Raw genomic sequence first — 11627 nt, forward strand, 5'->3', positions numbered from 1 at the left:
GTAATTTATATCAAAATCTATGCAACCAACTAATCCAAACCAATTTACAGAAAAAGCCTGGGAAGCGATCGCTCATACTCCCGATGTCGCCAAGCAATACCAGCAGCAGCAGCTAGAAAGCGAACACTTGATGAAAGCACTGCTGGAACAAGATGGATTAGCTAGTGCTATTTTTACTAAAGCAGGTGCAAATTTAGTAAAAGTGCGCGATCGCACCGAGCAGTTTATTGTCCGGCAACCGAAAGTGTCAGGTAGCAGTAGTTCTGTATATTTAGGACGCAGTTTAGATACACTACTAGACCAGGCAGAAAAATATCGCCAGGAATTTAAAGACGAATATATTTCAGTTGAACACATATTATTAAGTTATGCCAAGGATGATCGCTTTGGTAAAGCTCTATGCCAAGAATTCGATTTAGATGAAAACAAACTAAAAAATATTATTAAACAAATTAGAGGGAGTCAAAAAGTGACAGACCAAAGTCCAGAAGGAAAATATCAAGCACTAGAAAAATATGGGCGTGATTTAACAGATGCTGCCCGGAAAGGTCAATTAGATCCAGTCATTGGTCGTGATGAAGAAATTCGCCGCACCATTCAAATTCTCTCTCGTCGGACTAAAAATAACCCCGTATTAATCGGTGAACCTGGTGTAGGTAAAACAGCCATAGCTGAAGGTTTAGCACAGCGGATAGTTGCTGGAGATGTTCCCCAATCTCTGAAAGATCGGACATTAATTAGCTTAGACATGGGAGCTTTAATTGCGGGAGCAAAATTACGGGGTGAATTTGAAGAACGCCTGAAAGCAGTATTAAAAGAAGTTACCGATTCTGGTGGTAATATTGTTTTATTTATTGATGAAATTCATACTGTTGTCGGTACAGGTGCAAACCAAGGTACAATGGATGCAGGTAATTTGTTAAAACCAATGTTAGCGCGGGGAGAGTTGCGTTGCATCGGGGCAACAACTTTAGATGAATATCGCAAACATATCGAAAAAGATGCGGCTTTAGAAAGACGCTTTCAACAAGTTTATGTAGATCAACCAAGTGTAGAAGATACTGTTTCGATTTTGCGTGGTTTGCGAGAACGGTATGAAAACCACCACGGGGTCAAGATTTCTGATATTGCCTTGGTTGCAGCTGCGACATTATCGAGTCGTTATATTAGCGATCGCTTTTTACCAGACAAAGCCATCGACCTAGTAGACGAAGCCGCAGCCAGGCTGAAAATGGAAATTACCTCCAAACCCGAAGAACTGGATGAAATCGACCGCAAGATTTTACAGTTGGAAATGGAAAGGTTATCACTAAAAAAAGAAAGTGATGCTGCTTCTAGAGAACGCCTCGAAAGACTCGAAAAAGAACTTGCCGATTTCAAAGAAGAACAAAGAACTTTGAGTACACAATGGCAATCAGAAAAAGACATCATCGACAAAATTCAATCCGTTAAAAAAGAGATTGAAAAAGTTAACCTCGAAATTCAGCAAGCAGAACGTGACTATAATCTAAATCGTGCTGCTGAATTGAAATATGGTACATTAACCGATTTACACCGTAAGTTAGAAGCAGCAGAAGGTGAACTGACAAATACTCAAGGAAGTGGTAAATCTCTACTACGAGAAGAAGTTACCGAATCTGATATCGCCGAAATTATTTCTAAGTGGACAGGAATTCCCATCAGCAAATTGGTAGAATCGGAAAAAGAAAAACTTCTGCAATTAGAAGATGAACTTCATCACCGTATCGTCGGCCAAGCGGAAGCAGTCACAGCAGTAGCAGATGCAATTCAACGTTCTCGCGCTGGACTTTCTGACCCTAACCGCCCCATAGCTAGTTTTATTTTCCTCGGTCCCACCGGTGTAGGTAAAACCGAATTAGCTAAAGTCCTGGCTGCATATATGTTCGACACCGAAGAATCTTTAGTGCGGATTGATATGTCAGAATATATGGAGAAACACACCGTTTCGCGGTTAATTGGTGCGTCTCCCGGATATGTGGGTTACGAAGAAGGAGGACAATTAACAGAAGCAATTCGTCGTCGTCCTTATTCGGTGATTCTATTCGACGAAATAGAGAAAGCACACCCTGATGTATTTAATGTTTTCCTGCAAATTCTGGATGATGGTCGCGTTACTGATGCCCAAGGTCGGACAATAGACTTTAAGAATTGTATTATCATCATGACTAGTAATATCGGTTCGCAGTACATTTTAGATGTATCTGGCGATGATTCCCGTTATGATGAAATGCGTCATCGAGTCATGGAAGCAATGCGGAGTAGCTTCCGTCCTGAGTTCCTCAACCGAGTTGATGAATTTATCATCTTCCACAGTTTACAAAAATCGGAATTACGAGAAATTGTCCAGTTACAAGTAGATAGACTCAGAGAAAGATTAAGCGACAGAAAAATATCCCTGCGATTATCCGATTCTGCTCTTGACTTTTTATCTGAAGTAGGATATGATCCGGTGTTTGGAGCAAGACCATTAAAACGGGCAATTCAGCGGGAGTTAGAAACCCAAATTGCCAAAGCCATCTTGCGGGGTGAATTTAATGATGGTGATACCATCTTTGTTGATGTGCAGAACGAACGTCTTTCGTTTAGTCGTTTACCCGTTGAGGTATTCACCAGCTAGTTTCAAAATAGTCGGTTTACTGGCGGTATGCAATTGAGTGAGATACAGTCAGTAAATCGCATAACCTGTAGAAGTGGGGTTTCCCCACTATCAATTCTATTGCATCTAAGATTCTGGATAATGCATATTTAAATTCGGTAGATGTCTATTAATATTTTTATATTTTTGGCAAATTAAAATTTTTTACTCATCAAAATAATTAACTAGAATGTACTCTCAATCAAGGTATTTTTGAGTAAGAGAAAAATATAAACTATGCGTGTATATGTCTTTAGAACAAGTTGAAAGTTTTTACGAAATGTTGAGTTCAGAGATGACCCTTTATGAATTATACCATCACAGTTGCTGTCAAAGAGGAATTTTTGACAGTTGTCATTGGGATAAAGCAAAAATTGTCAATTTTGCCGCTAATCTTGGCTACAGTTTTACTGAAGGTGAATTAGAGGAATTATTATTTACAAGTGAGCCGGTCAGATTAATTCGTAATTCGTAATAGTACTTCTGTTCTTGTTAAGGAAGTGAGTGGGTTTACACTCAGTACTCACCCTACCCACTTACCTATTTACTAAGCATTCTAAAAAGATGAACCAGGCTGCTGTAAAAACTCTTCTTCCTCTGGGGTAGAGACACGTCCCAAAATTTGGTTACGATGAGGAAAGCGCCCAAAATGGGAAATTATTTTCATATGCTCAAAAGCAGACTCAATCGCAATAATACTATCAGAATCGTGACTAAGTTGCTGAAATAGCTTCACACATTGACGCTGATGATCTAAATTTTCACTGTGTTCAAAGGGTAAGTAAATAAACCAGCGTTGTACAGGCAATAATTCCCGGTCATAACCTTGTGCAACTGCTTGTTGTGCTGCTGAGAGTGCTTCCCAGTCAGTTGCAAAGGCTTCTGGGGTATCACGAAACATATTTCGGGGAAATTGATCTAGCAATAATATCAAAGCTAGACAGGTTTCGGGTGTATTTATCCAATCGGCTAAATATCCCGTTGCTGCTTTTTGGTAATCTTCAAGAAACAGGGTGCGGATTTCTGCATCAATCTCTGGTTGTTTGTGAAACCAAAATTGTTGAGGTTTACCGTAATCTGATTCATCAGGATGACCAAACCAAAATTCCAAAATAGCTATTGCCTTTGACATTGCTTTTATTGATTATTACAAAGCACTTGTCGCATTTTACGCATATTTATAGGTAATTCCAAACTCATTGCTTGTTGAATGAAAATTGAAGGAATGGGAATATGAGGTGTTGCTTGGACAGAATAAGCTATCAATGTGCCATTACCCCAATCTTTCAGGTCTAAATTGGCATGAAAGTCTTCAAAACTGCCTTTTTCCATCTTAAATTGAATTTGTTGACCTATGACTTCAACGACGTTCAGGTAAATTTCAACTTGGGCTGTAAAAAATAAAAATGCTTTTTGTGCTGCTTGATACAGAAATTTTCCGTCGCCTTTAGATGTAATTTCGCTTTTAGTGATATCAGGAAAATATTGTACCCAACGTGGGTAGTCAGTAATTTGCTGCCATACATTGGAGCGGACTAAGGGTAAATACATCCACGCGGTGACAGCACCACCCCAGGTAGTATGCGATCGCGTTTCCAGCAAAATTTCACCCTGTAACAGCAATTTTTGCTTGTCTTGACTCCATAACATATTTGAGCCTTTTGTAGTTGAGTCTGAGATATTAAACGCAGACATAGTTATTCTCATCACTCCTCAATGAACAGACTGAACCAAGCTGTGAAACTGGAAATCATCAGGTTTAATAGATTTCACCCACTCCATTCTAATTACATTAAATTTGGAGACTTTCTGGAAATGATTTCATATAAGTTTATTTTGACTAAAAACGACTAGAAAAATATATCTTAATATTACTTAGCATTTGCGTTAATTACAGCCGTAGCAGATGCGTAGATGAAAAATTGCGTAAATAACAGCTAGAATGACAAACATGATTGATGTCTCAACTTGCAATCCTTGTATTTAAGCATTTTCATGCTTGGTCTTGAGTATACAGCAGTTTACGTAGTTATGAGGTACAAAGTCTAAATTGAAACCTGTACACAAAGCCAGTTTTACTCCTACCTCCTGAACTCCTGAACTTCTGACTCCTGAATTCTGCTGTAGCTGTAAATTTAACTGAAATTGAGAGGAAAATAGGGTGAATCAATCTTCCATAAATCGCAAATTAACCCAAATACTGGGCATCCTTCTGGGTATGGGAATAGCCATTTGGGTACTCAGAGGCTTGGGAATCCTGACTTTTATTCCTGGTGGTGTGATTTTGCTATTGTTCTTGACAGCGATCGCACTAGGGATTTTAAATTCTCTTCAAAGGAGATGGTGGCGTGTTTGATATTTATTAAATTAAATACTTTTCGTTTGTTCGCGTCTGCGTCTTGCTAAAAATATATTTACAGCATATTGCAGGTAAATGAGGTAAAAAAATTTAATCCCAAAGCTATACCAAAATAAGGATTGATACTCCCTGCTTTTCAAAGCAGGGAATAAACATTATTTATCGACAACTTCGATATTTAATGTGATAAACCAAACCACGATGAGCTAGATCAAAGGAGTCAACCGTTGCCATACCTTGACCACTAGCGATCATTGCCGCATTCACCCGCATATTTACACTATCTCCGCAACGTGACCATATATTACCCACAGTTGCTAATTTATCTCGAACATTGTAGTCAGTTTCACCTCTAAATGTTCTAGAAAAGACAGGGCCACGCTGACCAGCAAAAAAGTACTCCGATCTTAGTCTCCCAGTTGTAGAAGGAGCAACATAACCCCGATAATCAGCATCGTAGAAGGAAATTTGAAAGCCTTGAGGTACTTTAATGGGAATGCTCATGTTGCAGCTTTTGCGTCTCTCTGATGATTTATTGCCTAGAGCTATAAACTGATCAAAGAGAATACTTAACTCTTGTCCATCGGGACTAACGTTGACACTAGCAGACCCTTCAGGACAACCGTTACCACCATATTCTGCCCCTAAAATTGTCACTGTTTCGTTAGCAAAGGCAGGTCCGACAGCAGCTGTCATTAGTGTAGATGCAGCCAGAAAAACTTGGATAAATTTGAGAGATGTATTCTTGAAATTTTGGTAATTCATAATTTTAAATTCCACAGTTTTTAACCAAAGTTGTTATAAACAACTTCGTGAAAATCAAGACTGATATGAGGATTAATTTGGCTTGTTTGGAACCAAATTAGAAAACTAAAATTTTCAACAACCTCTTGAGAATTAAGACTGATATGAGGATGTGTTTTGTTCCTAGTAAACTAAATTAGAAAATGAAAAAATTTTCCATAACCTCTTGAGAATCAAGACTGATATGAGGATCAATTTGGTTCCGAACAAACCAAATTAGCAAACAAACTTAACGTGTTTATAATAAGAGACTGCCAAATAAAACAATATCCCATAGTTTTTAGGATAGGGAGCGAAAAAGTCATTTTGATTCGGTTAAATAGGATAATTTATTTTTTGGAATTCACTGAAATGCATATAAGATAGTATATGCGAACTAATTGAATTGAAATTTTAAGGAAGGATTAATAAGAAAAAATCTGATTAATTTAACATGAAGAAATAAAAAGATGGTAAAACTGCAAAGCTGATGTAGTAAGTCTTCTAAAATCTAAAATCTAAAATGGTATTACCGTTAAAAATTGTCGTTATTGGTGGTGGGGCTGCGGGATTTTTTGGTGCGATCGCTTGTGCCGAAGCTAATCCCCACGCCCAAGTTACGTTAATCGAAGCCAGCCGTCAACCTTTGGCAAAAGTGCTAATTTCTGGTGGGGGACGCTGTAATGTCACTCATGCCTGTTTTTCCCCAGAAGAGCTAGTCCTCAATTATCCCAGGGGTGGAAAAGCCTTGCGGGGTGCTTTTACTCGTTTTCAACCTCTAGACACCGTAGCCTGGTTTGTGGCTCATGGTGTAAATTTGAAGACTGAAGCTGATGGGCGGATGTTCCCCATTACAGATCGTGCCGAAACTATAGCTGAATGTCTGATTAAAGCTGCCTTTACTGCTAAGTTAGAACTGAGTATTGGTACACCTGTAATTTCTGTAAACCGACAAAATGAAGGGTTTGAAATTATTTTCAAGTCGGGAGAAACTAAATATTGCCATCGCTTGCTCTTAGCCACAGGCAGCAGCATTATAGGTTATAAAATCGCCAGAGAATTAGGTCATCACATCGAACCCGCAGTTCCCTCCTTATTTACCTTCAACATTCCTGATCCTCAATTGCGAGCATTAGCTGGAATTAGCGTTAATCCAGTAAATCTGCGATTATCAATTGCAGGCAAAAACCAATTACAACAAACTGGCCCCTTGTTAATTACCCATTGGGGTTTAAGTGGTCCCGCTGTCCTGAAACTTTCCGCTTGGGGTGCGAGAGTTCTTAATCAAAACCGCTATCAATGTAAATTATTCATTAATTGGTTGCCAAACTTACAACAAGAAGAAGTTAGACAAAAGCTGTTAGATGTCAAAGAGGAATGGGGCAAAAAAGCGATCGCACTCCATCGAGGTGTAGACTTACCTCACCGTCTCTGGCAATATCTGATCAGCCGTGCAGAGATAACCACAGAAGACCGTTGGGCAGGTATTTCTAACAAAACCTTAAATCAGCTAGTTCAAGAAATTTCTCAGGGAGAATATTTAATTAGCGGTAAAGGTGCTTTTAAAGAAGAATTCGTTACCTGTGGTGGGGTTAGCCTCAAAGAAGTTAACTTTAAAACAATGGAAAGTAAGCTAGTTCCGGGTTTATACTTTGCTGGGGAAATCTTGGATATTGATGGTATCACTGGTGGCTTTAACTTCCAAAGTGCTTGGACAACTGGCTACTTAGCTGGAAGAGGAATGGGGATTGAAGAAGTTCAGAAGTAAAGAATATGGCTGGAATCGCCTATATTACAAGCCTTGTAGAGTTTAATTAGGGTTTGCTGAAAAAGTTATCTGTGAGGGCAGGGAACAGGGAACAGGGAACAGTTTCAGCCATTTGCATCTCCTCAGTTTCCCAGATTCGCTCAGGAAAAATGCACCTGTTTTGAGACACCATCAGCCAAAACCTTGCACTTTATTGTGATCAAAATTTCCGAAATCCTTATCAATAAACGATTTCAGCTTTATTCATCAAGCCCTAATTAGGATTTGCAGGTTAAAAATGAGCGATCGCTTGTTTTTCTGCATTCTCCTCATTTTGTAATTTTTCACCTATTCCAGCAATAGAACCCGATCACCAAACTTAGCACCCAGTTTCCGATCATAAGTCAGCACCTGAGTATCAGATTGAAGTGCTGCTGCTACGAATAACGTATCGTAGAACGAATGACTTGCCTCGACTGCTAGTTTTAGAGCCAGATATCGAATTTGAGAACTGGAAATCATGACATCAACCAATGCCTCGGCATCTTGCATGGCATCTAGTCCCATTTGCAACGGTAGTTGTCGAAATTGTATCCATTGCCAAATCACATTGCCCAACTCAGCAAACAACGAATCAGGCACCACAATTTGATCTACACTTTCTAAAGCAGCGATCGCCTGTTCATACCTGTCTTCTACGCGCAATAAAGCATAGGCAAACACCATTGTATCAATTACCATCAAGGTCGTCCTGCTAATTTCCACGACTGCACTTGACTTTCTGTTTCCGTCGGTAATGCCTCCACCCGTTGACGAATACGATCAAGCACTTCATTCCGTCGTTGTCCATAGCATTTTTGCAACAAATCGCTGACCTCTTGCTCCATCGAAACCCCTTTTTGTGCCGCCAAGCGTTTAATGCGATCAAGCAACTCATCAGATATATTGCCAATGGTAATTGTTGCCATACTGCCTCCTTTGCTAGTACTGGTCTACTACCGAGTCATTACCTAAATGATAGCACTTTGATGGCATTTGATTAATCGCCTGGATTACAAGCCTTGTAGAGTTTAATTAGGATTTGCAGGTTAAAAATGAGCGAATGTACAGTAACTGAGCAAAATGTGATAAATAAAAAGCAAATGAAAATATATGATCCAATAATGAAATTTAGTGAAATTCTCAGCCAATTAGCAGACACAGTTACTTCCCACAGTATTACTAGTCAGCCCAACCAAAACCCAGAAATTACTGGAGTAGCAGCTATTGATGAAGCTAAAAAGGGTAATATCAGTTATGTGGAAGGGAGAAAATTTGCCTCTTTAATTAATTCTACGAGTGCTAGTGCTTTAATTTTGCCTGTAAATGAACAATTACAGCAGCAAGCCACAGAAAAGGGTATCGCATGGTTAGCAACTCCCGAACCAAGATTTTTATTTGCCAAAGCGATCGCTCTTTTTTATCAACCATATCGTCCAAGTCCAGATATTCACCCTAGTGCAGTCATTCACTCCACAGCTAAAGTCGGTGATAATGTCTATATTGGCGCTCATGTTGTGATTGAATCAGGGGTAGAAATTGGTAATGGTGCAATCATTCATCCCAATGTGGTGGTTTATCCAGATGTGAAAATAGGCGATCGCACTACCTTACACGCTAACTGTACCATTCAGGAACGTAGCATTATCGGTGCAGACTGCGTAATTCATAGCGGTGCTGTGATCGGTGCAGAGGGTTTTGGCTTCGTTCCCACCCGCACAGGTTGGTTAAAAATGGAACAATCCGGTTATACAGTTTTAGAAGATGGAGTAGAAGTGGGTTGTAACTCTGCGATTGATCGTCCCGCAGTGGGAGAAACCAGAGTTGGACGCAATACCAAAATTGACAACTTAGTGCAGATAGGACATGGATGTGAAATTGGTTCTGGTTGTGCGATCGCAGGTCAAGTAGGTATGGCTGGAGGAGCGAAGATTGGAAATCGGGTAATTTTAGCCGGACAAGTAGGGATTACCAATAAAGTCAGAATGGGAGATGGTGCGATCGCATCTGCTCAAGCCGGCATTCACAATAATATCGCACCGGGAGAGATTGTTTCTGGTAGTCCAGCAATGCCACACAAACTATATCTCAAAGTATCTGCTGTTTATCACCGCTTGCCAGATTTATATCAATCTTTGAAACAGTTGCAGCGTCAATTAGGACAAAAGTAAACACTGATTATAACTTGGATACTCCCTCCCCACTCAAGGAATAGACATAGAGTTAACCCCAGAACAGACTGATTTTTTGCTCAATTAATGTCTAATTTTGCGCTGGGAAGGGAGTAATAAGAGCGATCGCTTCTTCTAAGTGTTCCTGAATCACTAACCCCTCTCGCTCCAGGATTGCTCGTTTAGCCGCATCTTGTGCAACCCTCACAGCTTGAGCCGCAGAAAAATCTTTCATCTGCTCAATAATTCTTGGCCAGTTGATAGATCCCACTTCAATAGCAGATAGTGTTTCCTTTAGTATAAATTCTAGCTCTTGTTCTCCGGGTTTGGGTACTGCAATCAAATCATCAAATCTTCTCCACAGGGCAGTATCCAACGATTTATTCAAATTCGTAGCCGCTACCATCAGCCCAGAAGAAGGTTGAAACTCATCCAAAATTTGCAAAAATGTATTTACTACTCGCTTAATTTCTCCCACTTCTTGAGAATCTTCTCGTGTTTTAGCAATCGAATCACATTCATCAAGAAATAACAAACATGGACTTTTTGCAGCATCCTCAAATACAAGTCTCAAATTACTCGCTGTTTCGCCTAAAAAAGACGACACCATTGCATCAAACCGAACTTTCAAAAGTGGTAAACCAGTATTCCAGGCTAAACGCTCTGCTCCTAGCGTCTTTCCACAGCCTGGAGGTCCATATAGAAGAATTTTTTGCCTGTAACGTAGTCCATGATGAGCCAGTCTATCTCTCGCTGCATATTCACGCTCAATTCGGCAGAAACGTTTCTCGATATTTTCGGGCAGTACCATGTGATGCCGCAATTGATCCCTTGGTATGATTGTCACCAAAGGAAGATTAAACCGCTTACTGGTTGGTAATTCAGTTAAAGCTTGTAAGTTTCCTGGTGCTGTTCGTGTAGCGTCTTGTAGAGAAGAAACTTGTTTATTAAGCTTGGTAGACCTTTCTTTTTGGCTCTTTTTAGTAATATTCTCTAATTGGTCAGCTAGGAGTGTATGTCCCCTACTGCGTTCTTCCTCTATAACTACGTATGTGAGTTTATCAATCGCTTCTTGGTCTGAACTAGCGATCGCTCTAAACAATCTCTTGAGAAGCTCTGCTTTCATAACGCCTCTCAGTAAAAATAGTAATTTTTAATCACTTCAGTACTATTGTACTATATTGATATGGTACATTGCAAATCATAACCCAATCCCCTGTCCCTCATAATTATATTTAAGTTATGTAAACCAGAGAGGATATTAATGTATGTCCAAACCCAAACTTAGCGATGACGAAATTACCCAACGTGGCAAAGAACTCTATGAAAATAGCATTCGTTCTCAAGTAGAAACACCAGAAAATATCGGCAAAATTATCTCAATCAATGTTGAGACTGGCGAATATGAAATAGGTGATGATTTACTGACAACAAGTTTGCGGCTACGAACCAAACAAGCAGATGCAGCACTTTGGACAGAAAGAATTGGGTTTAATGCCGTCTATGCGGCTGGTGGTACATTGTTTAGGACGATAGAGTGATAAATGAAACTATAGTTGGGCTTCAAGTTCAATATAGATATTCAAGGAGTAGGACGAGAAAAAAGATTGATTTTAGTTTTAGAAAGGCTATTACTGGTAAGAATAAGAATAAATGATAAATTGCACTAAATTCGCCATCCTCTTCTGAAAAACTAATGATTCTAAAAAATATGATAAAAACTCAAGTTTTAGAAGCAATCAAGCAAATGCCGAATGTGGAACGACTGGAGGTAATTGAATTTGCCTTGCGGTTAGTGCGAGAAGATATGGATAAACCCTTAACGGGTGACAAGGGGGTTGAAGATGAGATGTGGCAATAATTTGAGAAAAT

Annotated in this window: 13 protein-coding genes; 7 read left to right on the forward strand and 6 right to left on the reverse strand. The window is 39.5% G+C overall.

The genetic code is table 11. The features are described 5' to 3' along the window. The first annotated feature begins 19 nt into the window (after positions 1–19). On the forward strand, positions 20–2638 hold the full coding sequence (gene clpB, locus VB713_RS08150; RefSeq protein ID WP_323311062.1) for an ATP-dependent chaperone ClpB: 2619 nt from the start codon (positions 20–22) through the stop codon (positions 2636–2638). A gap of 265 nt (positions 2639–2903) precedes the next feature. Next, positions 2904–3131, forward strand: a complete 228-nt coding sequence (locus tag VB713_RS08155; protein WP_323311063.1) for a Nif11-like leader peptide family natural product precursor — start codon at positions 2904–2906, stop codon at positions 3129–3131. A gap of 81 nt (positions 3132–3212) precedes the next feature. Here VB713_RS08155 and VB713_RS08160 read toward each other — a convergent pair whose 3' ends face one another. Further along, positions 3213–3788 carry a DUF924 family protein gene (locus VB713_RS08160; protein ID WP_323311064.1) on the reverse strand — a complete coding sequence of 192 codons (576 nt, stop codon included), beginning with the start codon at positions 3786–3788 and terminating at the stop codon, positions 3213–3215. Between the two features lie 5 nt (positions 3789–3793). Then, positions 3794–4351 carry an SRPBCC family protein gene (locus VB713_RS08165; protein WP_323311065.1) on the reverse strand — a complete coding sequence of 186 codons (558 nt, stop codon included), beginning with the start codon at positions 4349–4351 and terminating at the stop codon, positions 3794–3796. A 466-nt stretch (positions 4352–4817) separates the two neighbouring features. On the opposite strand from VB713_RS08165, the gene VB713_RS08170 reads away from it, so the two are divergent. Further along, the gene (locus VB713_RS08170) at positions 4818–5012 is read left to right on the forward strand and encodes a hypothetical protein (RefSeq protein WP_323311066.1); all 195 of its coding nucleotides are present in this window, start codon (positions 4818–4820) and stop codon (positions 5010–5012) included. 162 nt (positions 5013–5174) lie between these two features. Here the strand turns inward: VB713_RS08170 and VB713_RS08175 are convergent, their stop codons facing one another. Beyond that, positions 5175–5780 carry a DUF4360 domain-containing protein gene (locus VB713_RS08175; RefSeq protein WP_323311067.1) on the reverse strand — a complete coding sequence of 202 codons (606 nt, stop codon included), beginning with the start codon at positions 5778–5780 and terminating at the stop codon, positions 5175–5177. A gap of 541 nt (positions 5781–6321) precedes the next feature. On the opposite strand from VB713_RS08175, the gene VB713_RS08180 reads away from it, so the two are divergent. After that, complete coding sequence (locus VB713_RS08180) at positions 6322–7566, forward strand: NAD(P)/FAD-dependent oxidoreductase (protein ID WP_323311068.1); 1245 nt, start codon at positions 6322–6324, stop codon at positions 7564–7566. Positions 7567–7893: 327 nt separating this feature from the next. Here VB713_RS08180 and VB713_RS08185 read toward each other — a convergent pair whose 3' ends face one another. Further along, positions 7894–8286, reverse strand: a complete 393-nt coding sequence (locus tag VB713_RS08185) for a type II toxin-antitoxin system VapC family toxin (protein WP_323311069.1) — start codon at positions 8284–8286, stop codon at positions 7894–7896. Continuing rightward, positions 8286–8513, reverse strand: coding sequence for a FitA-like ribbon-helix-helix domain-containing protein (locus tag VB713_RS08190; RefSeq protein WP_323311070.1), 228 nt, complete (start codon positions 8511–8513; stop codon positions 8286–8288). Before VB713_RS08190 ends, VB713_RS08185 begins: the two co-directional genes overlap by 1 nt. A gap of 195 nt (positions 8514–8708) precedes the next feature. Between VB713_RS08190 and lpxD the strand changes: the two genes are divergently transcribed. Further along, entirely contained in the window at positions 8709–9755 is a 1047-nt protein-coding gene (lpxD, locus tag VB713_RS08195) for a UDP-3-O-(3-hydroxymyristoyl)glucosamine N-acyltransferase (RefSeq protein WP_323311075.1), read from the forward strand. 91 nt (positions 9756–9846) lie between these two features. On the opposite strand, the gene VB713_RS08200 is transcribed toward lpxD, so the two are convergent. Then, positions 9847–10881 carry an ATP-binding protein gene (locus VB713_RS08200; RefSeq protein WP_323311071.1) on the reverse strand — a complete coding sequence of 345 codons (1035 nt, stop codon included), beginning with the start codon at positions 10879–10881 and terminating at the stop codon, positions 9847–9849. 142 nt (positions 10882–11023) lie between these two features. Between VB713_RS08200 and VB713_RS08205 the strand changes: the two genes are divergently transcribed. After that, the gene (locus tag VB713_RS08205; protein ID WP_323311072.1) at positions 11024–11296 is read left to right on the forward strand and encodes a hypothetical protein; all 273 of its coding nucleotides are present in this window, start codon (positions 11024–11026) and stop codon (positions 11294–11296) included. A 155-nt stretch (positions 11297–11451) separates the two neighbouring features. Then, on the forward strand, positions 11452–11616 hold the full coding sequence (locus tag VB713_RS08210; protein WP_323311073.1) for a hypothetical protein: 165 nt from the start codon (positions 11452–11454) through the stop codon (positions 11614–11616). Positions 11617–11627 lie beyond the last annotated feature (11 nt).

It is taken from the genome of Anabaena cylindrica UHCC 0172 (genome assembly GCF_034931625.1).
Taxonomy (GTDB): domain Bacteria; phylum Cyanobacteriota; class Cyanobacteriia; order Cyanobacteriales; family Nostocaceae; genus Anabaena; species Anabaena cylindrica_A.